Genomic DNA, 25,661 nt, shown 5'->3' with positions numbered 1-25,661 from the left:
ATCAGTTGCAGATCCATTTTAATCTGAAAAGAAATGAAAATAAGATATATAGCAGCCTGGTTCCTGGCGACCGCCCTGAGCAGCTGCGGCGATAACTTTCTAAGTGTAATACCGGAAACGGCATTGAGCTCCGGTGTCTTCTTCTCCACTCAAAACGATTTTCAGCAGGCAGTAAATTCGGCCTATGTACCGCTCAGGCAAATGTATAACGAGCGCGCCTGGGTGTTGGAAGAAATGCATTCGGACAATACCTACTACGCACGAAATGTACTTTACGGTGCAGTAGACGCGACTGAGAACGTTGCCGACTTTGCTATTCCGACTGCCGGCGGCGTTACGGCAAACGACAATGTGCTCGTTCAATACAGGCTGAACTACCAGATCATTTCGCGCGCTAATCAGATTCTTGTTCTGATAGATGGTGTGGATTTTGATGCAGAAGCTAAAAAGAACCTCAAAGGCCAGGCGCTGTTTCTACGTGCATTTGCTTACTTCGATCTGATTCGTTTGTTCGGGAAAGTGCCGCTCCATCTTGAACCTGTAACAAGCAGGGAAAATGCCGCATTACCACTTTCTACGGCTGAACAAGTGTATGCACAAGTCGAAAAGGATGCCACCGAAGCCAGTACGCTTTTGCCAAACAAGGCTAAACAGGAAGCTGGCCGCGCTACTTCCGGAGCAGCCAAAACATTGCTGGCGAACCTTTATCTTACCCAAAAAATGTGGGCGAAAGTGGAGCCGCTCATGAAGGATGTGATTGCAAATGACGGTTATGCATTGATGCCGGACTATGCGAATGCATTCTCGACGACAACAGGAAACAAGAATAACCAGGAGTCGGTTTTTGAAATCCAGTACATGGAAGGTTCTGCTGGCTATAATGGAAACCAGATTTACCGCTTTCTTCCGTCGCCCATTACGGCTACCGAAATCGCACCGATAACCGGCACTTCCAATCCGCAGGGAACTTCCCAGGAGAGTAACAACATTCCGACGCCGGATCTGATTGCAGCTTACGAAACGGGCGACCTACGCAAGGAAGCATCCATCGGATATGTGACGCTTAGTTCGAGTCAGGTTGAGAATAAGGTATATCCTTACATTAAGAAGTATGCAAAAACGCATTCGCTTCATAACAACACAGGTCAAAACTGGCCCGTATACCGTTATTCGGAAGTACTGCTGTTCCTGGCTGAATCGCTGAACGAGCAGGGCAAAACCACAGAAGCGGCCACTTACCTGAACCAGGTACGCAAGCGCGCGGGTCTTGCTAACACGACAGCCTCGTCGCAGGCTACCACGCGCGAAGCTATATTTAAAGAGAGGCGCGTTGAGCTGGCTTTTGAAAACAAACGCTGGTTTGACCTGACGCGCACCGGCCGCGTGAAGGAGATCATCGGCGCTTATGGGGCCAAAGTAAAAGCAAATCCGGCAGCCTACTATTTCCCAAAAGGCGCAGTCCCGCCACCTAATGCATTCACGGTACTCGACGACTACTACGGCCTCCCAGCTGTCGAATCAGCACTGACGCCTTATTTTTGATTTTGAATTTTGAATGACTGAATGACTGAATGAGCGAGTTAGTGAATGAATATGTGAGTTAATAACAACAGTCTTAGTTCTAGTTTACTAAAAAAAGTGCAGCCAGCGTTCGCTCACTGCACTTTTTAATTTTCTCAAAATATTGATAGAAACTTCAATGCCAAGCCAGTTACCTACTTAATCTTTCGCGAGCTAACTCACTAAATCACTAACTCAGTCATTCAATCATTCAGTCATTCAACATTAAAAAGCCCTACACAGCAGGATAGTAGGCTCAAAGATTAAGACTATCATTGCAATAATCGGACTATTTCCAGCATTAATTAGTTTTATTTAAGATCACAAATTCGAGATTCTCAAAATATTTCATTCAGTCATTCAGTCATTCAATCATTCAGTCATTCCCCGTTCCACGGCGGATCATTCACTCATTCACTCATTCAATCATTCACTCATAACCCTGTAAAATGTACACGAAAAACCAATGGTTAAAACTCCCGATGACACTTACGGTATTGATTGCTGTGTGTGTGTTCTGTGGGGTGATGCTAAGTAACCGGAGCGCCAAACATCGTCCGCCGGGCTCGAAAGTTGACAAGATCAAATTACCTGAAGGTTTCAAAGCAGAACATTTGTATAGTCCGTCCGAGGAGAAAAATGGCTCGTGGGTATCGATGACCTTCGATAACAAAGGCCGCATGATTACCTCAGACCAGTATGGCGGATTGTTCCGGCTGGTTCTTCCTCCGATTGGTTCCACAGAAAAACCAACAGTAGAGACGCTGAAAGTGGAAGGCGACACGGCGAAAGTTGCAATGGGCTACGCGCACGGGTTATTATATGCTTTCAACAGTTTGTATATAATGATCAATAACCGCGAAAACCCGAGATTCCCAAAAGGTAGCGGATTGTATCGGTTACAGGATACAGACAACAATGATCAATATGATAAAATCACATTGCTGAAAGCGCTGAAAGGCGAAGGAGAACACGGGCCGCACAGTATCGTGCTGTCACCGGACAAACAGTCGCTGTATGTAGTGGCAGGTAACTTTACCGACCTGCCGAAAATGGATAGCTACCGTTTAATGCCTAATTGGAAGAACGATAACCTTTTCCCATTCATCAAAGATCCGCGCGGGCACGCAGCTGACAGGCACGCGCCGGGCGGCTGGATCGCGCATACTGATCCGGAAGGAAAAAATTGGGAGCTGGTAAGTGCAGGATACCGTAACTCTTACGATATCGCATTCAACGAAGCTGGCGACCTCTTCATTTATGACTCAGATATGGAATGGGATTTTGGAACTCCGTGGTACCGTCCTACACGCGTTTGTCATGCAACAAGCGGCGGGGATTACGGTTGGAGAACAGGATCAGCCAATACATCACCTGCATTTGCAGACTTCCTCTCACCGGTCATGAATATCGGACAAGGCTCTCCAACCAACCTGATCTACCTGAGTGACGCACGTTTTCCCGCCAAGTACAAAAACACACTGCTTGCATTCGACTGGAGTTTCGGTATCGTACATGGGCTGCATTTGAAACCAAACGGATCCACATACTCGGCTGATCATGAAGAATTTTTATCGGGAGCACCGCTTCCATTGACGGACGGGGCTATTGGTCCAGACGGCGCATTGTACTTCCTTACCGGAGGCCGCCGACTGGAATCTGATTTGTACCGCGTTTACTATGGTGACTACAAAAACATCCCGGCAGGTTCAAATACGGTAAAGCCGACACTTACTGCGGAGCACAAGCAACGTACGGAGTTGGAGAAATTTCACGCAAAAAAAGACCCGAAAGCAGTTGCTACTGCCTGGCCTTATCTGAAAAGCCCTGACCGCTTTCTGCGTTTTGCGGCTCGGTTGGCAATTGAACATCAACCTGTTGCAGAATGGGAGAATAAAGTTTATGCCGAGAAAGATCCTCAAACGCTGATCTACGCGTCCATTGCTTTGGCACGCGAGGGCGACTCGACCAAAGTAGGAGGGCCTATCCTGAAAGGTTTGACGAAAATTGATTATGCCAAGCTGGATGATCTGCAAAAACAAGCTTTGCTTCGTGCTGTGGAAGTAACATTGTACCGTACAGGTCAGCCGGATGCAGCTACAAAGCAAGCTATAATAGCTTATCTGAATCCAAAATACCCTTCACCTAATGCGCTTCAAAATCGCTTTTTGAGCAAAATTCTCGTGACACTCGAAGCACCAAAAGTGGTTGAAAAAACACTGGCGTTGATAGAGAAAAACGAGAAGTTTGATGATAAGGACAACGAAATGGTGACCGCGTCCGCTGACCTGATCCTGAGAAACCCGCAGTATGGTCTTGACCTGGCGAGCTTGCTTGAAAAAATGCCCCCACAGCAACAGACATTTTACGCGATCATGCTGAGCAGTGCCAAAACGGGCTGGACTCCCGCTTTGAGAGAGCAATATTTCAGCTGGTTTAAAAAGGCATTCAGCTATCAGGGCGGTCGCAGCTACATTGGTTTTATTGATAAAGCGCGTCAGCTTGCTTTGAAGAATGTACCTCAGGATCAGGTAGCTAAGTATAATAAACTTTCTGGCGCAGAGCTGCTTACAGGAACAGGAAATGATCTTGTAAAGCTGTATACGCCGAAAGGTCCTGGACGCGGATGGAAGCTTGACGAAGCGGTTACATTGGTGCAGGACAGCTTGAACAACCGGGATTTTGAGCGTGGTAAAATGATCTTCTCGGCAGTTCTTTGTAACCGCTGCCACGCAATCCAGGGAGAAGGCGCTGATGTAGGTCCGGAACTGACTCAGCTCGGGACCCGCTTTTCTGCAAAAGATATGCTGGAATCTATCATCGAACCTGATAAAACGATATCTGACCAATATGCTTCCATTGCTTATACATTGAAAGATGGACAGTCGGTAGTAGGTCGCCAGTTGAATGAGGATGCTAACTTCTACTACATTGCGCAAAATCCATTTGATTCCAAGACAGTACGGAAGATTAGCAAAAAGGAAGTGGCGTCAACGAAATTGTCGACTGTGTCCGTGATGCTGCCGGGTCTGATTAACGGTTTGAACCCGAATGAACTACGCGATCTGGTTGCATATCTGATGTCGGGAGGTAACAAAAACAACCCGATTTACACTGAATCTGGTGCTGCAAAAGGTGGAAAGTAGACCAACTTTTTTTTGAGTAGAATATAATTTATTAAGCTTAAGATAGTGGTGTCGCGTGTTGTATTGTCCGGCTGTAAAGGCTGATAATACCGGCGACATCACTACTTTTTTAGGCCAGTTCAACTTTTTAATCTCCATAATGACCAAAATATCAGGTAGAAGGAAGGTGTTAAAAAACCTCGCAGTGGGAGCGGGGATCGTGCCATTTACAGCCTCATTGTCTAAAGCATTCGCAGATTCACAGAATGCACTTGGCCCGCAGCTGAATGGAAAGATCAATCACTCAGTTTGCAAATGGTGTTACGGCAAAATTCCGCTTGAAACATTCGCACAAGAGTGCAAGAAAATTGGTATCACCTCCATTGAACTGCTCGGACCGGAAGAGTGGCCAGTTATCAAAAAACACGGACTTACCTGCGCGCTTCCCTGGGGCGAGGGCCTGACGCGGAGTATCGACAAAGGTTTCAATGATCCCGCCAACCATGACGAACTTGTAGAAGGATTTGAAGATGTAATTCCGAAAGTTCAGGCGGCGGGGTATGACAAGATCATCTGTTTTTCGGGAAATCGTCGCGGAATGTCGGACGTGGATGGAATGCGAAATTGCGCAGTTGGAATTAAAAGGTTGATACCAATTTGTGAAAAACACAATGTAACGCTGGTGATGGAGCTGCTGAATAGTAAAGTAAATCACCAGGACTATATGTGCGACCGGACAGAGTGGGGGGCGGGCCTCTGCGATATGATCGGCTCGGAAAAATTCAAGCTGCTTTACGACATTTACCATATGCAGATCCAGGAAGGTGACGTAATTGCCACCATCCGAAAATATCACAAGTACATTGCGCATTACCACACGGGCGGTGTTCCGGGGAGACATGAAATTGATGAAACCCAGGAGCTTTATTATCCGACGATCATGAAAGCAATTGTTGAGACGGGCTACAAAGGATTTGTAGGACAGGAGTTTGTTCCCAGCCGCAACAATGATATCGCTTCGCTCAAACAAGGAGTTAATATTTGTGACATTGCCTGATAATTCAAAACTTACAATTATGTCAAGCCGACGCAACGCGTTAAAAAATATTGCCGCTGGTACTGCTGGTGTGCTTTCTATATCTGATGTTTTTGCAGCTACCGAAAAAGCACTCGGTCCAAAGCTGAAAGGCAAAATCAATCATTCTGTTTGTAAATGGTGTTATGGTAAAATTCCACTCGACACATTTGCGCAGGAATGCAAAAAGATCGGAATTACTTCTATTGAATTGTTAGGTCCCGAAGATTGGCCGACCCTTAAAAAGTACGGTCTTACTTGTGCGTTGCCGAACGGAGCAGGAATGGGAATCGAAAAAGGGTTCAATGATCTGGCTTTACACGATGAACTGGTAAAGAGTTACGAGGATCTTTTTCCAAAATTAAAGGAAGCTGGATATTCAACGGTTATCTGCTTTTCAGGAAACCGTCGCGGCATGTCGGACATTGATGGGATGAGAAACTGCGCGATCGGACTCAGAAGGTTAATGCCGTCTGCTGAAAAGTACGGAATTACGATGATCATGGAGTTGCTGAACAGCAAGGTAAACCACCGCGATTATATGTGCGACCACACAGCCTGGGGAGCCGGACTTTGTGAAATGGTCGGTTCCGAGCGGTTCAAGTTGCTTTACGACATTTATCACATGTCGATTATGGAAGGCGACGTGATTGCAACGATTAACAAGTATCACAAATACATTGGTCACTACCACACAGGCGGAGTTCCGGGACGCAATGAGATCGACGAAGGTCAGGAACTATATTATCCTGCAATCATGAAAGCGATTGTAAACACAGGCTACAAAGGCTTTGTGGCTCAGGAGTTTATCCCAAAACGCGAGCCGCTTGCTTCACTGAAACAATGCGTCGAAATCTGTGACATAGCCTGATTTTGAAATTACTGCCGAGATTTCATGCAGGCAATTAACTTGGCATAACGTGTGTGAAATGCAGTGACTTAGGAGCGAATAATGAGAATTCACGGCGCCTGAGATTTGATTAGAGATTCAGCTCCTGATATCGGGCAGGATTATTCAAATCTCAGGCGCTTTCGCAAACTACTGAAATCGTTAAGAGGTAGCCTGTCACATAGAACTTGGCTGAATGTGGTAAAAGTATTAAATGTATAGACGTCATAGATTCAATATACAGAAGTTCTATAATTTATATTATGTTAAATAGATACTTCAATCGTCTCCTTACTTCAACAGTATAACCACTTAAGTACGAACAAGTACCCTACGCTAATCAATTGCTGTCGATTCTGATGATAATGTGAAAATTGCTCCTGCACAATTTTCACATTATGAAAAACACGCCTCTCATTTCTGTTGCTCTCTGCACTTACAACGGGCAGCGATTTTTGAAGGAACAATTAGAATCACTTGTCTCGCAATCATACACTAATTTAGAAATTGTTGTCGTAGACGATTGTTCCACAGATCTCACATATGACATTCTCCTGAGTTACGCCGCTGCTTATCCATTCATCCGGATACATTCCAACGAATCAAGATTAGGCTACAACAAGAATTTTGAAAAAGCTTTAAAACTCTGCGCCGGCGAGTTAATCGCGATATGCGATCAGGATGATGTCTGGAGTAAAGAAAAGCTGAAAGTTCAACTGCAAGCTATTCGAGATCACGTACTTGTCTATTGCGATTCAGATCTGATTGATAGCAGTGGGAAAGCAATGGACCGCAAAATGTCCGGCAAGTTTAACTTCTACAAGGGTTCAAAGCCCGAGTCGTTTCTTTTCATGAATTGTGTTTCCGGCCACACGATACTAATGCGAAGGTCGCTCTTGAATTACGCACTACCCTTCCCTAGCGAATTCCATTATGACCAGTGGCTTGCCTACGTTGCATGCTGCGCTGGATCAATCGAGTTTGTCTGCGAAAGCCTTGTTCAATATCGAATTCATGATCACAATTGCACAAACTTACTGGCCTCACCAACGAGATGTGCAGGTTCCCGGATTATTAAAGACAAAACTCAGATGGAAAGCGACTGGCTTGAAACCTGCTCATTGATCGAATCGCCTTCGCAAAGTTTCGTGAAGTCTCTACATCTTAAAAGCCTTCGGAGAAACAACTCATTCTTTAACCTTCCTTACGCATATACGATTTGGAAGAACAGATCCAGTCTGCTATATATTCTTAAGAAAAGCAGTACTAGCAAACTGTTCTTCATAATCAAGAAAAGCTGGGGTCTAAAAGCCCGAAGACTCATACGTGCTACATGCTTCATCTAGGATTTCTAAACACGCATTAACATGGATGAACCGCTGATATCAATTGCACTTTGTGTGTACAACGGGGAAAGGTTCTTGAGAGAACAACTGAATTCATTGATCAATCAAAGCTATGAAAATAAGGAAATCATCGCGGTAGATGATAATAGCACGGACGGCTCATGGGATATTCTGCTTGAATATCAGCAGCAATATCCATTCATTCACTTGTACAAAAATGAGGTCAATATAGGTTACAGCAAGAATTTTGAGAAGGCTCTTCAATTTTGCAATGGTACATACATCGCCTTGTCAGATCAGGACGATATCTGGCATCCCGAGAAGTTACTACAACTAATTAGAGAAATTGGTAATCACCAGCTGGTATACCACGATTCCAATTTCATAGATGAAAATGGCGCTACTCTAAATAAGAAAATGTCAGATGTGATCAATCTTTACGATGGAGATCAGCCAGCGGTTTTCTTACTGTTTAATTGTGTTTCCGGTCATAGCTGTTTGTTCAGGAAAGACCTTCTCAAACATATTCTGCCATTCAACCCCAATTTTTTTCACGATCATTGGATAGCATATGTGGCCGCCAATTTGGGTACAATCCATTGCGTTCGGGAAAGCCTGGTCGATTATAGGCAACATTTCAGTAATTCCACTGATATACTTAATTACAGAAAGACGGTCAACAAGCATTATCACGAAAATCGAGACGTTGTGAAACTCGAACGGGAACTGAAATGGGTCAGACATTGTGCCGGATTTACGCTCAATAAAGATCCAGCTTTTGTGAAAAAATTTGCGGAATTATTTGAGACCCGGCTACATTCCTATTTATCCGTTACATACGCGCGATTTGTTCTTGAACATTATGAAACGTTGTACTTCATTCAAAAAACCAAGAAGTCAAAACGGAACGCATTCATCTATCGTCAGATATGGGGATTGAAATCAAAATTGGTATGGAACCGAATGTTTGGGAAGTCCGCGAAGTGATGTGAGAAGAATTTTAAGTATGATTTCACTATACCTCTTCACCGCAAAAAAAGAGCAGTAACTCTCGCTACTGCTCTTTCCAATACTTTGAAAACTAATATTGCTTACTGCTCAACACAAGCAACACCTTTGCTTGTAAATTGTTCCAGTACGCTGTTCACAGTTGCAAGTGTTTCTTTTGCTTCTGCTTCGTCTTTCGCCTGGATCGCTTTTTCGAAGTAAGGTTTCGCTTTTTTGAATTTACCACAAACGCGACCTTCTACTTCTTTACCTCTTTGCTGATACTCTGTCATGTTCATGTTATCAACTTCGCCTTTCAATTGAACTGCTTCGTTAAAGTAGAACACGCCAAGGTTGAAAAGTGCGTCGTAGTTAGCAGCGTCAATTTGCAATACCTTCTGATAGTTAGCCATTGCTTTGCTTGATGCGTCTGCTTGTTTTGCTTTCAGGTCAGCCAATTCCTTTTCTGATCCTGATGCAGCACTGTTCTTTGCAGCTTCCTGCGCAGCACTTACTTCTCCTTCCAATTTGGTAATTGCAGCAAGCGATTCTTTTTTCTTGGCATTCACATCAGCAAGCTGACGTTTTAGATCAGCATTTTTAGGTTGCTTCTTGATCAATGCGCCGATACGCTTTACTTCACCGTCATAAACTTCGATCTTACCTTTTTCGCTTTCAAGATTCTTAGTTAAAGTAGCTGCTGAATTTGCACCTGATCCGGACTTCGCGCTCATTTGCTTGATCTTGTCAGCTGCTGTTCTCTGCATGTTATCATACAGGATTGCCAGGTTCACAATGTTTTGCGTATTGTTCGGATCAGCGGCTGCCAAAGCTTCAAGCTCCTTAATCGCCTGATCTTCTTTACCAGATGCAAGCAAAATGTTCACGACTTCCGCTTTAAGATCTTTGTTGTTCGGAGATTGGGTTAATCCTTTATTCAAAGTCTCAATTGCTTTATCGAAATTGTTTTCTGCGCGATACAGCTGAGCCAAACCATAGTATACACTTGGATCTTTACCACCATTGGATGCATAAGCTTCGAAAGATTTCTTGGCATCTTCCTTTTTGTCCAACTGTTGCGCCGCAATACCGGCATACAAAGAAGCAAGTGTATCTTTCTTATTGATTTCCTGCGCCATCGAGAACATTTCCAGCGCTCCGTTCAAATTTTTTGCCTGATACTTCTCAGCGCCCTGTCTTACGAATGCATTAAAAAGCTGGGTGCCCTCTCCTGCTGTAAGTGCTGCGGTTGCCTCTTTTGAAGATTTACCTGGCTCCCCTTTCTTGGTTACGTCAAGTTCAACAACCTTTTTATATGCTTCCATCGCAGTCTTTGCCGCACTCGAATCGACCTGAGAAGCTTGCGACGCGATGTTTTCGTACAACTTAGCCCGCTCCATCCAGAAAGAAGCCTTCGCACTCGCCTTTGGATCAGTTACATCTTTATCGCTTTTCTCTTTTTCCTTTCGAAATCCGTCTACCAGAGCCTTGTTGACAGCATCGTCTTGCGCGACTGCTGCCAGGCTGAAAAGGCTAAGTGCAGATAAAAAAAACAGTCTTTTCATAAATATTAACTTTGATTGTGATTGGTTTGTTCGATTGCTAAATATAAATCAATTAATATAATTTTTACAAAAATCATGCCTCTGGCTCATCAGCAGCGTCATTTTCGTCTTCCTCACCGTCTCCGATCACGTCGTCATCGACCTCTTCATCGAGCTCGTCAGTTGGTAATAATTCGTCCCCGTCAAGTACCACACCTTCGGTAATTGGCTTGGCGATTACATTACCTTCTTCGTCAAGTTCTGCTGCCTTTTCATCCGGATCTTTCAGGATTCTTGTCACAGAAGTAATCTCGTCAGAGTTGTTCAGTCTGATCAGTTTCACGCCCTGTGTATTTCTTCCTGCCAAACGGATATCCAAAACGCTCATCCTGATCGCAATACCATTTCTGGTGATGATCATCAAATCGTCCTGTTCGGTTACTTCACGGATTGCTACCAGCTTGCCTACCTTGTCAGTTGCATTCATGGTGGAAACCCCCTTACCGCCGCGGTTTGTAACGCGATAACTGTCTATATTCGAACGTTTTCCAAAACCATTTTCCGAAACCACCAGTAGCTGCGCATCTTCGCGGTTGATACAAACCATCCCGATCACCTTGTTACCTGGCTCGGTCAGGTTGATACCTCTTACTCCCGCGGCAGTTCTTCCCATTGGACGAACTCCTTTTTCATTGAAGCGAACCGCACGGCCGGCACTAGACGCAATAACAATATCATTGTCTCCATTCGTAAGCGCCACATTTAAAAGTCTGTCGCCTTCATTGATCGAGATAGCGATGATTCCATTCGCACGTGGTCGTGAGTAAGCTTCCAGCAAAGTCTTCTTGATTGTGCCCTGCTGGGTACACATTATGAGGTAATTATTGTTGATATAATCCTCATCTGACAATGTACGCACATTAATTACCGACCTGATTGAGTCTCCATTTTCCAGACTGATCAGATTTTGGATCGGTCGGCCTTTCGAGGTCTTGCTACCTTCCGGCACTTCATACACCTTCATCCAAAACAACTTACCGTACTCAGTGAAGATCAGCAGGTAGTTGAGCATGGTTGCAGAGAACAAGTGCTCGGTGAAGTCAGTATCCTTGGTTTTCACGCCGCGAGACCCTACTCCTCCCCTTGTCTGCGTACGGTACTCAGCCAGAGGTGTTCTTTTAATATATCCTTCATTCGAGATCGTGATAAGCATTTCATCGTCAGGAATCATATCCTCATCGCTGAATTCTTCCGCAGCAAACTCGATTTTTGTCCGGCGCTCGTCTCCGTAACGTTCTTTAATCTCTGTTAACTCCGTCTTAATGATCTCGTATTTACGGTATTCATTGGCAAGAATGTCACGCAAGTCTGCAATCAGGAGCATAATTTCTTCGTACTCCTTCACAATCTTGTCTCTTTCCAGGCCTGTCAATCTTTGCAAACGCATTTCCAGAATCGCTTTCGCCTGGATCTCGCTCAATGCAAATTGCTCCATCAAACCATTTTTCGCCGTTTCAGGATCACGCGAGCTGCGGATCAATGAAATAACAGCATCAAGGTTATCGAGCGCTATAATCAAACCTTCCAAAATATGCGCGCGCTTTTCAGCTTCTCTCAGCTCATACTCTGTGCGGCGTGTGATTACCACGATCCGGTGATCGACATAGTGCTTGATCAGGTCTTTCAGGTTCAATGTGACGGGGCGGCCTTTTACAAGCGCCACGTTGTTCACACCAAAAGAAGTCTGCAGCGGCGTGTACTTGAACAAGTGGTTCAGTACAATATTAGGAATCGCATCTTTTTTAAGATCAAACACAATCCGCATTCCATCTCTATCCGACTCGTCACGGATATCCGAGATACCGTCAAGTTTCTTCTCGTTAATCAAAGCTGCGATCCTTTCGATCATGGCAGCTTTGTTGGTCATATAAGGGATTTCGGTTACAATGATCTGCTCGCGGCCATTTTTGGCAACCTCGAAAATCGCTTTGGAACGCATAATAATGCTTCCGCGGCCGGTCTCCATAGCTGATCTTACGCCATTGTAACCATATATAATACCGCCGGTTGGAAAATCAGGAGCCTTAATGTGCTCCATCAACTGCGGAATGGTAATTTCATTATCGTCAATGTAGGCCAGCACACCATCAACTACCTCCGACAGGTTATGCGGCGCCATATTGGTCGCCATACCTACTGCAATACCCGAAGAACCATTTACAAGCAGGTTCGGGAATTTGGCTGGAAGTACGGTGGGTTCATTCAGTGAGTCGTCAAAGTTGGGCTGAAAATCAACCGTGTCCTTGCCCAGATCATTCAGAAGTTCGTCTGCAATTCTTTTCAGACGCGCTTCCGTATAACGCATCGCCGCAGGATTATCACCGTCGACAGAACCGAAGTTACCTTGTCCGTCAACCAATGGATACCGCAGTGACCAGGGTTGCGCCATACGCACCATGGTATTATAAACAGAAGAGTCACCGTGAGGGTGATACTTCCCTAAAACCTCCCCTACTATACGAGCTGACTTTTTATGCGCACGGTTGTAATTAACGCCCAGGTCCGACATTCCGTAGAGAACCCGCCTGTGTACCGGTTTCAAGCCATCGCGAACGTCGGGCAATGCGCGGGAGATGATAACAGACATCGAATAATCGATGTAGGCTCCACGCATTTCATCCTCGATATTAATCGGGATAATGTTTTCACCAGAAGATTCTGCCATAAAGTGTTAGAAAAGAATCGAAATTTGTTAAAACGAGCGATTGGATATGTTCAACTGCCCAGTGAATTAATGCAATAATATCCTTTGTAAAAAGTCAAATTTCGCGATTTTTGCCCAGTCTAGCAACTATCTTTTATGCTATTTGGCAGTAGTCCGGCTATATGTGTGATCCCGTGTATTTTATGCCAATTATTGTGTCCTGCAAAACAATATTGGCATCTGTCATTAAAAAACGCTTTATTCCGGCTTATAACCGTTAGCTTACTTTCCTACCATTTCGATTATGCCCTTACTACTTACTTTCTTTGCGATCCTGGCTTTGATTCTCCTGATCGCATGGCTCAAAATTGACACGTTCATCTCGTTCCTACTTGTATCGATTGGTCTTGGCCTTGCGAGCGGGTTAACAGTTGATACAGTCAGTAAAGCAATTCAGAAAGGTGTAGGCGGAACGCTTGGTGACCTCGTTCTCATTGTAGGTTTCGGCGCAATGCTCGGGAAAATGGTAGCCGACAGCGGAGCCGCACAAAGGATCACAGATGCACTTATCGGTTTGTTCGGACAAAAATACATTCAATGGGGAATGGCTTTGGCGGGCTTTGTCATTGGTATCCCACTTTTCTATAATGCAGGCTTCGTGATTGTGATCCCATTGATTTTCATGATCAGCGCCACTGCCCGGCTTCCCCTGCTTTATGTGGGTATTCCAATGCTTTCGGCACTATCGGTGGCGCACGGCTACCTCCCACCCCACCCTTCCCCAGCTGCCATCGCCAGCCAGCTAAATGCAGATCTGGGGCAGACGCTTCTATATGGTATTATCGTATCTATCCCCGCAATTGCAGTCGCGGGACCGATATTCGGAAGAACATTAAAACGCTTTCAACCCAAACCAGACGAAGATCTTTTTAACGTAAAACCAAGACCGACCGCAGAACTGCCCGGATTAGGGATCAGTGTAGTTACTGCATTACTTCCCGTTTTTCTTCTTACAGCTATGTCAGGTATTAAAAGGTATTATCCTGATAATAAAATCATCGGACTTCTCGCCGAACCTTACTTCGGTATGCTCCTGTCCGTACTTTTCGCCGCCTACACGCTCGGCATAGCCCGCGGAATGGATATGAAGAAGATCAGTAAATCAATGGAAGAGGCATTCAAAGGTGTTTCGGTAATCCTGCTCATCATTGCTGGTGCAGGAGTGTTCAAAGAAATCATGACAGCCAGTGGTGTGAGTACTTATATTGCAGAGAGCCTGGCCGGCATTGACATATCTCCTCTTGTTCTGAGCTGGGGAATTGCGGCTGTGATCCGCGTTTGCGTAGGTTCTGCAACGGTAGCCGGACTGACTACTGTGGGCATCCTTTCTCCGCTTCTGGTCAATGCTTCTGTACAACCGGAATTGATCGTACTGTCCATTGGTTCAGGAAGTTTGATGTTCTCACACCTCAACGACGGAGGCTTCTGGCTTTTCAAAGAATACTTTAACCTCAGCATCAAAGACACGCTGCTCACCTGGTCTGTTATGGAAACAATCGTGTCCATAATGGGATTAGTGGGCGTTTTGATACTAAATTTGTTTTTGACCGTAGGATAACCCCCCGGCAAACACCCCTTTCCTGTTCGTTGAAACGCACGGAAATGGATTGTTGGGCACATCTCTAAACAGAAATCTCTCATCAACACCCCCCTTTCCCGTTCGTTAAAACGAACGGAAATGGATATGGAAAAAAAACCCAAATCCCTGACCGTTCGCTTCAGCGGACGGGTAAGACACAACAAAATCATCATGATAGAAAATACACCTGAAGCAAATTTCGCGGCGCTTGGACTTACGCTTCCGCCCGCTCCCAAGCCACTTGGCGTTTACAAACCAATGATTATCGTTGACAAACGCTGGGTGTACGTATCCGGACACGGGCCGGTACAAGATGATGCGAAATTGATCATCGGCAGAATCGGTGTGGATATGGATCAGGATCAAGGCAAACTCGCCTCACGCCAGGTTGGACTTACAATTCTCTCCACTTTGAAAGCAAACCTGGGCAGTCTGAACCGGGTGAAAAGAGTAATAAAAGTACTCGGAATGGTAAACTGCACCCCCGATTTTGAAAAGCATCCATTCATCATCAACGGAGCCAGCGAACTCTTCGCGAAGATCTGGGGCGAAGAAAACGGAATCGGCGTAAGAAGCGCCGTAGGAATGGGCAGCCTTCCAGATAACATTCCGGTTGAGATAGAAGCAATGTTTGAGCTTGAAGAGAAGTAGATCAATTTTGAATGAGTGAATGAGTGAATAAAGCCAATTTTGAATGACTGAATGATTGAATGACTGAATAGTTGAGGACTTTCTTGTTAGTTAAGTTCGGTTCCAGTGTAATGTTGATCGATGCCATATAAATAACTTACTAATCAGCAATTCACTCATCAACCACTCATTCATCGCATCGGCGACCGCTCACTCACTCACTCACTCACTCACTCACTCACTCACTCATCGCATCGGCGACCGCTCATTCAATCATTCAATCATTCATCATTAAACCAAAAATGTGGTACCAACTAAATAACCCCGATCAGGTCATTTCGCCTTCGTTGCTGTTTTTTGAAGACCGGATACGTCATAATATCCGGGGGATGATCAGCATTGCGGGGAGTGCGGAGCGGCTTGTTCCTCACGTAAAAACCCACAAATGCGCGGAGATCGTCGCCATTCAGCTTGAACAGGGAATCAGCAAATTCAAGTGCGCGACGATTGCCGAAGCTGAGATGGTTGCCAATGCAGGTGCAAAGTGGATCCTGATTTCCTACCAGATGGTGGGCCCGAATATCGAGCGACTGTTCCGGCTGAAAGAGGCATTTCCTTACGTTGTCTTTTCATCGCTTGTAGATAACGAGAAATCGGCTAACCAGCTTAACGATGCCGCACTGGACCGAGGACTGAAAGCAAGTGTGTTTATCGACATTAACAATGGAATGGACCGTTCTGGTCACCCGACCGATGGTTCGCTGCTTTCGCTTTACAGGTATCTCACGACAATGTCACATCTGGAAGTAAGCGGATTGCATGTGTATGACGGACATATCCGTAATCCCGAATTCTCTGAACGAAAAATCGCGAGTGATGCTGCATACGATGAAGTATTGCCACTGATCGACCTGGTCAAAAATGACATCGGGCGCGATCCCATGATCATAGTCGGCGGCTCTCCTTCTTTTACTGTTCATGCGCTGCGCGAGAATGTGTATCTGAGTCCCGGTACAAACATACTTTGGGACTGGGGTTATGGCGACCGTTTCGATGGCCAGCCTTTCGAGCATGCGGCATTGATACTGACCCGCGTTGTCTCAAAACCTACTACCGGGATACTTACCATTGACTTGGGACACAAAGCAATAGCGGCGGAAAATCCGATTGAAAACCGCCTGCGCATTTTGAACCTGAATGGATACACGTTGCTTAGCCAGAGTGAAGAACACGGTGTTTTGCAGGTAAATAGTGATGTTTGGGAGTCAGTCAATATCTGTGATGTTTTCTACGCATTACCTTATCACGTTTGCCCGACAGTTGCACTCCACGACTTTGCCACGGTCATTGAAAACGGTGCGATCAAAGGCGAATGGAAGATTGTCGCACGAAGCAGGAGATTAACTATTTAAATCAATTCGTATGTTTTTATTTGATGCCCATCTCGATCTCTCCATGAACGCGGTGGAATGGAACCGGGACCTGACCCAGGATCTTTATGCCATAAGAGAGCGGGAAAAGAACCTGACCGACAAACCCGACCGGGGCAAAGGCGTAGTCAGTTTTCCGGAAATGCGGAAAGGAAATATCGGCGTCTGCGTTGCAACGCAAATTGCAAGGTTTGTGAAGCCTGACAGCAAGATTCCGGGTTGGCATTCACAGGCACAAGCCTGGGCACAAAGTCAGGCTCAAATCGCGTGGTATAAAGCCATGGAAGAAGCAGGTGAAATGTTCCAGATTACGAATTTCGAGCAACTCACAGCGCATCTGTCACTTTGGCAAAATGCCGCTTCAACCGAAAACCTGCCGATCGGCTACATATTGAGTCTGGAAGGCGCGGATTCGCTGATAAGCCTGAAAAACCTGGAACTCGCTTACAACTACGGACTGCGCGCCATTGGTCCCGCGCATTACGGGCCCGGCATATATGCCTACGGTACGGATTCTGATGCACCTTTGTCGCAAAAAGGCAAAGACTTGCTTGCCGAAATGGACAGGCTGAATATGATCCTCGATGCGACGCACTTGTGCGACACTGCATTTTGGGAGGCGCTCAACATATATAAAGGTCCGGTCTGGGCGAGCCACAATCTTACACGCGCCATTACACCTCACAACCGCCAGTTTTCGGATGAAATGATCAGGGCGCTGATCGAAAGAGGCGCAGTGATCGGAATGGCATTTGACGCCTGGATGATGATTCCGGGCTGGATAAGAGGTAAGTCCACGCCCGAAAGTACCGGATTGAAGATCGCGCACATCGTCCAGCATATTGATCACATTTGCCAGATTGCAGGCAATGCAAATCATGTTGGAGTTGGATCCGACCTTGACGGTGCTTACGGAAAGGAACAATCTCCCGGCGATTTAGACTCCATTGCCGACCTGCAAACTATTGCTCCCCTGCTCTCCTCCCGCGGTTACTCCGACGAAGACATTGAGAAGATTATGTGGAAGAACTGGGTTGAGTTTCTGCGGGTTGCCTGGGCGGGTTGATTGTTGTGTAAAGTAATTAATGTAAAATCTAATATTTTCTTAATAATATAATAAAACCTTTCTCAGAAAAGCTTCGCAATTTCGGACTTACGAATTGCGAGGCTTTTTTGTTTACGTATAAAGCTGGAAATTGGAGCTTCTTATTTGGAATTATTATAAATAATTAGCATCTTTGATCCATAGCGAATGCCAGATTGAATATCAACAGACCGTTAATTAGCCAGAATGAAAAACACATATAAGATTTCGTTTAGAACGCGGATCAAACACAATAAGTCATTTCAACGCCTCCACGATTGCCTCAAACAATTGAACGTAAAACATTGGGCTTACGATTTCCAGGATTTAATGCTTACCCTCACCTCGGAGCTTTCAGACTTCAAAGTGATCCAGACTGCATTAAGATCCGCCGGGTATGTTTGTCACTTCATCAAACTTGAAAACCTCGATTCCAGCGGCGAACTTGCTGTCGCCTGAAAACAAAAGCGGCTCGGCATGATCGCCGGGCCGCTTTTGTTTATGAGCACGCCTACTCCTGATCAGCAGACACCATGAAGTTGAGAAAGTGAAATACCTCTTGCTGACTTTTGATATGGTTCCGGGCGGCAGATAAATCATCTCCGATTTTAATCGTATAGGATGTTTCCGGCAATGCTTCAAACATATCCTCGTCCGTAGTATCATCCCCGATTGCCAAAACGAAGTCATAGCTGCCGTTATCTACAAACATCCTCGTTGCGGTTCCCTTGTTGAATGCAGTCTTCTTAACCTCCACCACCTTGTTCCCGTCTATTACCTGCAGGTTCATTTCCGGCTGAATGTAGTTTTTTAATTGCCAGAGCAACTCCTGAGCGCGGCGCGTTGCGTATTCCGGGTCGTCAGCAGTGCGGTAATGCCACGCTAGTGACGTTTCCTTTTCCTCCACAAATGCGCCGGGACATCTTTTGGCGTACATATCCATGATGGGGCGGATATTATCTTTCCATCCCTCCTCATAATTTTCGTTTAATGTCCACTCCTCTTCACCTTTCAATTTGATCAAAGCGCCGTGTTCGGCGATCATGTGCACGGGTAAGTCGTTGAAGAGATTATCCAGGAACAACTTGTCCCTTCCGCTCACAATAACGACGGTATCACGCCTGGCAATTTCGCCGATCAGGTTTTTTACATCTTGTGAAATAATGGCCTTTGAAGGATCCGGCACAATTGGCGCGAGTGTACCATCATAATCAAAAAACAAGATCCGGTTAGAGGCATTTCGGTAAGCCAGGCGGATCGCGATAATTCCATTGTCGGTCAAAAAAGCTTGTTTTAATCTTTCGTGTTCTTGTTCCAGCATTGTCATTTGGGTAAAAAAATCGTTTGTCCACGCAAAAACATCGTAGTCTCTGATGCGCTCACGCATGGCGTCCATTCGTTTTATCTGTTCTTCTTCGGGCATTTCAAATGCAAGCTTGATTGCGTCTGCAATATCCTGCCGGTCAAGTGGGTTAATTATCAAAGCTTCACCAAGCTCCGCAGCAGCACCTGCCATTTCACTCAAAATCAACACTCCCCGGCGATCTTTCCTACTGGCAACATATTCTTTGCAAACCAGATTCATCCCGTCGCGCACGGGTGTGATCAGTGCTACATCACTGGCAGTGTACATGCCCACAAGCTCATCGTAGGGCATTGAGCGATACTGATAAATAATGGGCTGCCAGGATATACTTCCAAAATCTGCATTGATCTTCCCGACTGTTTGATCAATATCGGACTTCATCTGCTGGTATTGCTCGATGGTATCTCGTGACGGTACTACGACCATCGCAAAGGAAACCTTCTCGTGCCACTCGGGATATCTTTCTAAAAACCGCTGGTAACCACGCAAACGGTGAATAATGCCCTTTGAATAATCAAGCCTGTCCACTGAAAAGATAATCTTCTCCTTCAAAGATTGCCGTGCCTCTTCCCTGGCGTGCAATACTTCCGGTTTATCGTAAGCTTCATCGAATTTGGCAAAATCAATACTGATCGGAAATGAATCAACCTTCACGATCCGGTTGCTCATATTAATGTAATGCAGCTTGTTGCCGTGCTCTGATACCAGTCGGGCTGCTTTCAGAAAGTACTCAACATAATCGTTGGTATGAAAGCCAACCACATCAGCCCCCAAAATCCCGTTCACAATCGCCTTCCGCCAGCTCGTCGGCAACATGCGGAAAAGTTCGTAAGAAGGGAATGGTATGTGAAAAAAGAAGCCCACCTTATTAGAGGCAAATTTCTCCCGGATCATACCAGGAAGGAGCATCAATTGGTAATCCTGCACCCAGACCACGTCGCCAGGTCTGACGATCTCTGACAGTTTTTCAAAGAAAAGCTGATTAGCCTGCTGATATGCTTCGAAATAAGCATCTTCAAAACGGGCCAGCGAAGGGAAGTAGTGGCAGAGCGGCCAGATAAGGTTATTACAAAAACCTTCATAGTAGTTTTCATTCATTTCTTCGGGAATGAAAACCGGATGTGCCTGGAAGTCGTCGTTTTCCATAGACTGCCCTTCCAGCTCCTCCTGCGTGTTCTCCGAAAACCCGACCCATTGAATCTTCTCATTCGCATTGAAAGCAGCATTGCTGGTGTCTTTTACAAGCGACAAAACGGCGGAGACCAGACCGCCAGAATTTTGGAATAACCGGGGCTGATCATCTTCCCAAACCAGCTTGAAAGGCAGGCGATATGCGACAATTATTAATCTTCCTGCACTACCATTATCTGTTAAATTTTCCATAGACAACTGTTTTACGTCAAAATTGTGCCATTCCGACCTAAATCGCCGGAATGCTGACATGTGTCCAAACCAAACCTGAAAGAAGCACAAACGCGCACTCAGCGACAGCCAGTTCTTCTGAACAATTCGGTACACAATCTGGGGTTTTTTCTACTAGGCAGATTTTGGCTTTGCCTGAAATTGCATTAGCTTAGCTTCCGCAACCTCGTCCATCACATTACAGGAGTCGCTTCTGGCGAACCGCAAAGTAATCCTCAGGTTACTTCGCAAGCATGTTAAAGTGCTGTTTTCCGCAGAATAATGTGATGATTGAACACAAATACAGGTTTCGAAAGAAAACCCTAGATTAGTCCTGGACTACAATCACGTAATCGCAGATTAATACTGTGCCACTCTTTGTTGTGGGTTGCAGGCGGTCAGAAATGACCGCCATTTTTTTGGTGTATAACCCATTCTTGTGAGAAACAAAAAGCGGCAAGATTGCTCCTGCCGCTCTCATCCGAATTTTCTTAATTGTTAAGCGACGATCTTCACAGCCTGGCGGGCTATCAGGATCCACTTGCCTCCCGCCTGCTTCTGCCACACTTGCAATACTTTGATGTTGGCATTACCGGAGCCTTTTCCGGCGTCATTCGTTTTAGCAGTAAGAATGTGACGAACAATCGCCGCATTGCCAACTATCTTGATAGTTTGTTCGGTAAGATCCATGGTTACAAAGTCGTACTTTCCAGTCATCAGCGACTCAACGAATGTTTTCTGATCTTCAACCAATCCATTTGAATGACCGTAGCTCAGGTCTTTCGAAGAAATTGCCAGAAGCCCTTTTTCATTGGGTTCCACAAGCAGCAACTTCAAAGATTCCACTGCTTTTGCAACTTCTGATTCTTCCTTGCTTTGCGCCATACTTGATTGTGGGGTTAGTAGCGTGATTAACAAAAAAGCCAGGCAAATGCCCGACCAGCTTCTTGTGATAGCACTTTTCATGCAAAAGGTAATTTAAGGTTATAATTGTTTCCTGACTTTAAAATACCATCAATCCCGTTCTATACTGGCTTTTTAGGCAGATACGACCATAAATGACGTGTTCGCAGCCGATCCCCACGAAAATAAAGCCAGATCCACAGTTACTTTCCTGTTAATGCTACGTCTAAAATGGAAATAGGGAAAAATCTTAAAAATTTGAGAGTTTCCTTATATAGAAACTAAAAAATTGTACCTTTATGGTTGAGAAATTATTTGAGGTGAAATTCCTCGAAGAGGCGTTTACCTTTTTGAAAGGACTGGACAAGAAGCATTCAGAAAAGATATTGTACAACGTCAGGAAGGCACAAGCTAAGAATGATCCGGAGCTTTTAAAGAAGCTGAATAGTGAAATATGGGAATTCCGGACATTGTATCAAGGTTTGCAGTACCGGCTCCTTGCATTTTGGGACAAGTCTCAGGCAGAACAAACAATGGTCATTGCGACACATGGTTTTATCAAGAAGCAAAGCAAAGTGTCGGAAAATGAAGTAGGCAGAGCTCAAAAATTAAGAAGTAAGTATTTTGACGAAAAATAAACCGTTCAAAAAAATGAAAACTTTCACACTTGACGAGGTACAGGACGAATTAATCGGCAAGATCGGGACACCGGCCCGGGACAGGTTCGAGTACAACCTGCAGATAGACCTAGTGGGTAAAGCAATCAGGGACACCCGTCTTGAAAGGCAGCTTACTCAGGAAGAACTGGGGAAGCTTGTGGGTGTACAAAAAGCGCAGATTTCAAAATTGGAGAATAATGCAGCTAACATGACACTGGATACTTTAATACGTGTGTTTGCTGCGTTGAAAGCCAAAGTACAGCTTCATGTGGAGCTCCCTCATATCAGCATCAATGTCGAAAAGTAGCTACCTACATGTACATTATGTACAATTTTAAAGTATCTAATGTTGGATATTTATTTTTAGTATGAAATGTATCATACTTCTAAAAAGTAGTCGTTGCTAGATTACATCTCGGTGAGCTTTTGAACAAATTGTTGGAAATGGTTTTTTAAGCCTTCCCAATCTTTATTCTGGATCAATTTCTTATCAAATAGCTGCCCGCCTATACCCAGACCATTTGCGCCTGCTTTCATGAAAGCGACCATGTTATCCAGCCCCACGCCTCCTGTTGGGAGAAGTTTGAGCTGGTTCATAGGCGCTTTGAGGTCTTTGATGTATTCAGGTCCGAGGGAAGTTGCCGGGTAAATTTTTACCATTGTTGCTCCGAGGCTCCATGCATTGTAGATCTCGGTGGGAGTAAATGCACCGGGAAATACCGGTACTTCCTTTTTCACACACGATTTGATCACTTTTTTGCTGATCACCGGTGTCACAATAAACTGAGCGCCCGCATTCAATGCACTTTTCAGATCATCTTTCGTGCAAACTGTACCTGCTCCTATATTCAGTCTCGCTGCTTCATGTTCTACAGCATACCGGATTATGTCAGCTGCGCCTGGCGTGTTCATGGTAATTTCAACCGTAGTAAGACCAGCTTCCCTGTAAACAGGAAGAATGTGCTTGATATCTTCCAACGCTACATTCCGGATAATTCCTACCAGGGGCGCTTTTTCAAATAACGGAAAGGAAAATTTTTCTTTATTCATTTTTACTGGTTACTAGCTACTTAATTAGTAATGACTTCTTTTGCGCTGCGATCCTTCCAGCGTCGACTCACTCCAAAAATCCAATGCTATTTCTTAGCACGGGATGATTCTCTTTCGATCAATCGCGCTTCCATCAGGATCTGCCTTACTTCCTCTTCGGGATTAACCAATTTGGCCAGTAGAAATTCCACTGCCGTTTTTCCCAACAATTCAAGCGGCTGGCGAAGATAGGAGATCGGACAATAGTACAGGTCAAAAACTTCCGCCTGACCAAAGCTGACAATCGCGAGATCCTGCGGCACTTTGAGCCGGAGTTCATTGATATATCTCAGACCATTAATCGCTAGTCCGTAAGTTGCGAATATAAGTGCCTCCACCGGCTCCGGCAGCGAAAGTACCTGATCAATAGCAATTCTTACCTGGCCTTCCATTTTATCAAAACGGACCTGTTTTAACCATTCGTCCTGAAACCGGATCTGACTAGCGGCGAGTGCTTGTTTATAACCGCGTACGCGCTCTTCCATGTGGTACATTTTGGAATCATAAGCAATGATACCGATCCGGGTATACCCTCCATTGATCAGGTGAATGCCTGCATCATAGGAAGCTTTGTAATTGTTTGTCGCTACGAAATCGGTTTGAATTTCGGGGAAATGTCGGTCCAGGAGTACAAACGGGATCTTTCTTTCTTTCAGATATTGAATCTGGCTTTCAGAACCTTCGGAGGAAACGATGATGATTCCGTCTACCTGCCGGTTAATCAATACGTTCAGTAAGTCCCAGGATTTATCCGCATTTTCATCGCAGCTGCCGATAATTACCGTGTATCCATTCCGCTTGGCTTCGTCCTCCACAACCCGCGCGATGTTCGCAAAAAACGGGTTTGAAATATCGGCGATAATCAGACCAATTGTATGTGTTTTGCCACTGCGCAGACTCTTTGCGAGGTGATTGGGCTGGTAGTTGAGCTCCAACGCAATTTCCCTGATTTTCTTCGCAATAGCCTCCCCTACCCGCGTTTCCCGCTCTTTTCCATTTAAAACGTAAGAAACAAGCGCAGTGGAAACGCCGGCTTTCTGTGCAATATCCTTGAGGGAGGCTTTTTTCATTGAAGTCACTTTCACATAAAACAAGCAAAAATCCTTTCTCTACCCAACATAGGCATTACAGACCCATTTACCACGGTCCGGATAAGTGAGCCAACGGTTTAAGTAAATGCGTTGAAAAGCATAATTTGCTATGCATATTTTGCAATCTACATCCTTCCGATATTACAGACGTGCCAGAAAAGCGAAATAGTTTCCTGAGAAAACTGCTCGATCAATCCAAGTTGCCGCTCTCCGAAAAAGAGTTCTGGTGGTATTCCTTCTGCTACTGGAGTATTTTCGCACTGATCACCTTGTGGCAGCTCACCATGCTCTGGCGCATTCGTGAAGGTTTCACCATGCAGCCAAATGAGCTTTTTATCTGGTTCCTGGACGGGTTATTCTGGTGGTCAACCACGCCGCTTGTACTCTGGGCTTCGCTCAAAGTGCCTATCGCATTCAAAGGTCGCGACGGTTCGCTCCTGAAAGCCATTTTAATCCACCTGTTGATTGTTGGCTTTTTGAATGTGTTTGTGAACCTGGTGCATTATTTCGTCACCAATCCATTGATGTTCAAAGTGGCAGGCAAGTCTATTCCGCTTGAAAAATACCTGTTTTCCTTTTATTTCGGCTTCGCCGGCAGCTTTGCACAGTACCTTTTGTTGGTAGTGGGCTTTAATAAAGTGTCTTATATCTATCGCTACCAGGCTTTAAAGCAGCAGCATTTTGATATAGAGCTAAATAATGAACAACTGCGGAGCCAGCTGGCCAATGCACAGCTGCAATCCCTGAAAATGCAGCTCAATCCGCACTTCCTGTTCAATACGCTCCACGCCGTGATTAGCCTGATGATCAAAAATGATATTCGGAAAGCTACCGTCATGATCACGACTTTGAGCGACTTGCTGCGTGCTGTTCTGATCAACCAAAAAGCTGATTTTATTCCATTGCAGGAAGAACTTAAACTCACACGCCAGTACCTCAGCATTCAGCAGGTCAGGTTTCAGGACCGGCTGAAAGTGGAATACGAGATCGATCCTGCATCTGAACTGTACCCTGTACCGCAGCTGATTTTACAGCCAATTGTTGAGAACTCCATTACACACGGTATCTCAGATCTGACTACCGACGCATTGATCCGCATTAAAGCGACTGTTAGTAATAGCGGACTTGAAATCAAAGTC

At 45.1% G+C, this 25,661-nt stretch carries 20 protein-coding genes; 14 read left to right on the top strand and 6 right to left on the bottom strand.

All coding sequences use genetic code 11. The annotated features are described in order from the left end of the window. Positions 1 to 33 precede the first annotated feature (33 nt). The 6 genes from ACTIE6_RS05455 (at position 34) to ACTIE6_RS05430 (ending at position 8,982) form a co-directional block, all read left to right on the top strand. Entirely contained in the window at positions 34 to 1,542 is a 1,509-nt protein-coding gene (locus ACTIE6_RS05455) for a RagB/SusD family nutrient uptake outer membrane protein (protein WP_439555664.1), read from the top strand. 467 nt (positions 1,543 to 2,009) lie between these two features. Beyond that, positions 2,010 to 4,706, top strand: coding sequence for a c-type cytochrome (locus ACTIE6_RS05450; protein WP_439555663.1), 2,697 nt, complete (start codon positions 2,010 to 2,012; stop codon positions 4,704 to 4,706). Between the two features lie 139 nt (positions 4,707 to 4,845). Then, the gene (locus ACTIE6_RS05445) at positions 4,846 to 5,742 is read left to right on the top strand and encodes a hydroxypyruvate isomerase family protein (protein WP_439555662.1); all 897 of its coding nucleotides are present in this window, start codon (positions 4,846 to 4,848) and stop codon (positions 5,740 to 5,742) included. A 19-nt stretch (positions 5,743 to 5,761) separates the two neighbouring features. After that, positions 5,762 to 6,631, top strand: coding sequence for a hydroxypyruvate isomerase family protein (locus ACTIE6_RS05440; RefSeq protein WP_439555661.1), 870 nt, complete (start codon positions 5,762 to 5,764; stop codon positions 6,629 to 6,631). Between the two features lie 416 nt (positions 6,632 to 7,047). Beyond that, positions 7,048 to 7,995, top strand: a complete 948-nt coding sequence (locus ACTIE6_RS05435; RefSeq protein ID WP_439555660.1) for a glycosyltransferase family 2 protein — start codon at positions 7,048 to 7,050, stop codon at positions 7,993 to 7,995. A 21-nt stretch (positions 7,996 to 8,016) separates the two neighbouring features. After that, on the top strand, positions 8,017 to 8,982 hold the full coding sequence (locus ACTIE6_RS05430; RefSeq protein WP_439555659.1) for a glycosyltransferase family 2 protein: 966 nt from the start codon (positions 8,017 to 8,019) through the stop codon (positions 8,980 to 8,982). A 104-nt stretch (positions 8,983 to 9,086) separates the two neighbouring features. Here ACTIE6_RS05430 and ACTIE6_RS05425 read toward each other — a convergent pair whose 3' ends face one another. Beyond that, on the bottom strand, positions 9,087 to 10,547 hold the full coding sequence (locus ACTIE6_RS05425) for a tetratricopeptide repeat protein (protein WP_439555658.1): 1,461 nt from the start codon (positions 10,545 to 10,547) through the stop codon (positions 9,087 to 9,089). A gap of 73 nt (positions 10,548 to 10,620) precedes the next feature. Then, complete coding sequence (gene gyrA, locus ACTIE6_RS05420; RefSeq protein ID WP_439555657.1) at positions 10,621 to 13,251, bottom strand: DNA gyrase subunit A; 2,631 nt, start codon at positions 13,249 to 13,251, stop codon at positions 10,621 to 10,623. Positions 13,252 to 13,534: 283 nt separating this feature from the next. On the opposite strand from gyrA, the gene ACTIE6_RS05415 reads away from it, so the two are divergent. From ACTIE6_RS05415 to ACTIE6_RS05395, 5 genes are all read left to right on the top strand, one after another. Beyond that, complete coding sequence (locus tag ACTIE6_RS05415; RefSeq protein ID WP_439555656.1) at positions 13,535 to 14,848, top strand: GntT/GntP/DsdX family permease; 1,314 nt, start codon at positions 13,535 to 13,537, stop codon at positions 14,846 to 14,848. Between the two features lie 192 nt (positions 14,849 to 15,040). Then, positions 15,041 to 15,520, top strand: a complete 480-nt coding sequence (locus ACTIE6_RS05410; RefSeq protein ID WP_439555669.1) for a RidA family protein — start codon at positions 15,041 to 15,043, stop codon at positions 15,518 to 15,520. A gap of 281 nt (positions 15,521 to 15,801) precedes the next feature. Then, positions 15,802 to 16,911 carry a D-TA family PLP-dependent enzyme gene (locus tag ACTIE6_RS05405; protein WP_439555655.1) on the top strand — a complete coding sequence of 370 codons (1,110 nt, stop codon included), beginning with the start codon at positions 15,802 to 15,804 and terminating at the stop codon, positions 16,909 to 16,911. A 10-nt stretch (positions 16,912 to 16,921) separates the two neighbouring features. After that, positions 16,922 to 17,995, top strand: a complete 1,074-nt coding sequence (locus ACTIE6_RS05400; protein ID WP_439555654.1) for a dipeptidase — start codon at positions 16,922 to 16,924, stop codon at positions 17,993 to 17,995. Positions 17,996 to 18,220: 225 nt separating this feature from the next. Next, on the top strand, positions 18,221 to 18,472 hold the full coding sequence (locus ACTIE6_RS05395) for a hypothetical protein (RefSeq protein WP_439555653.1): 252 nt from the start codon (positions 18,221 to 18,223) through the stop codon (positions 18,470 to 18,472). 52 nt (positions 18,473 to 18,524) lie between these two features. On the opposite strand, the gene ACTIE6_RS05390 is transcribed toward ACTIE6_RS05395, so the two are convergent. Both ACTIE6_RS05390 and ACTIE6_RS05385 read right to left on the bottom strand, forming a co-directional pair. Beyond that, positions 18,525 to 20,762, bottom strand: coding sequence for a bifunctional alpha,alpha-trehalose-phosphate synthase (UDP-forming)/trehalose-phosphatase (locus tag ACTIE6_RS05390; RefSeq protein ID WP_439555652.1), 2,238 nt, complete (start codon positions 20,760 to 20,762; stop codon positions 18,525 to 18,527). 516 nt (positions 20,763 to 21,278) lie between these two features. Further along, complete coding sequence (locus tag ACTIE6_RS05385) at positions 21,279 to 21,746, bottom strand: nuclear transport factor 2 family protein (protein WP_439555651.1); 468 nt, start codon at positions 21,744 to 21,746, stop codon at positions 21,279 to 21,281. A 236-nt stretch (positions 21,747 to 21,982) separates the two neighbouring features. Between ACTIE6_RS05385 and ACTIE6_RS05380 the strand changes: the two genes are divergently transcribed. Together ACTIE6_RS05380 and ACTIE6_RS05375 are read left to right on the top strand one after the other, a co-directional pair. After that, on the top strand, positions 21,983 to 22,321 hold the full coding sequence (locus ACTIE6_RS05380) for a type II toxin-antitoxin system RelE/ParE family toxin (protein WP_439555650.1): 339 nt from the start codon (positions 21,983 to 21,985) through the stop codon (positions 22,319 to 22,321). Positions 22,322 to 22,334: 13 nt separating this feature from the next. Next, positions 22,335 to 22,649, top strand: a complete 315-nt coding sequence (locus tag ACTIE6_RS05375; RefSeq protein WP_439555649.1) for a helix-turn-helix domain-containing protein — start codon at positions 22,335 to 22,337, stop codon at positions 22,647 to 22,649. Positions 22,650 to 22,750: 101 nt separating this feature from the next. Here the strand turns inward: ACTIE6_RS05375 and ACTIE6_RS05370 are convergent, their stop codons facing one another. After that, a complete protein-coding gene (locus ACTIE6_RS05370; RefSeq protein ID WP_439555648.1) occupies positions 22,751 to 23,392 on the bottom strand; it encodes a bifunctional 4-hydroxy-2-oxoglutarate aldolase/2-dehydro-3-deoxy-phosphogluconate aldolase in 642 nt (213 codons plus the stop codon). Between the two features lie 86 nt (positions 23,393 to 23,478). Beyond that, positions 23,479 to 24,501: a LacI family DNA-binding transcriptional regulator gene (locus ACTIE6_RS05365; RefSeq protein ID WP_439555647.1), complete on the bottom strand. Its 1,023-nt coding sequence runs from the start codon at positions 24,499 to 24,501 to the stop codon at positions 23,479 to 23,481. A 170-nt stretch (positions 24,502 to 24,671) separates the two neighbouring features. On the opposite strand from ACTIE6_RS05365, the gene ACTIE6_RS05360 reads away from it, so the two are divergent. After that, the coding region (locus ACTIE6_RS05360) for a sensor histidine kinase (protein WP_439555646.1) at positions 24,672 to 25,661 on the top strand (990 nt) is incomplete at its 3' end.

The organism is Dyadobacter sp. (genome assembly GCF_051859145.1).
GTDB lineage: Bacteria > Bacteroidota > Bacteroidia > Cytophagales > Spirosomataceae > Dyadobacter.
This window is presented reverse-complemented; position numbering and strand designations above follow the sequence as displayed.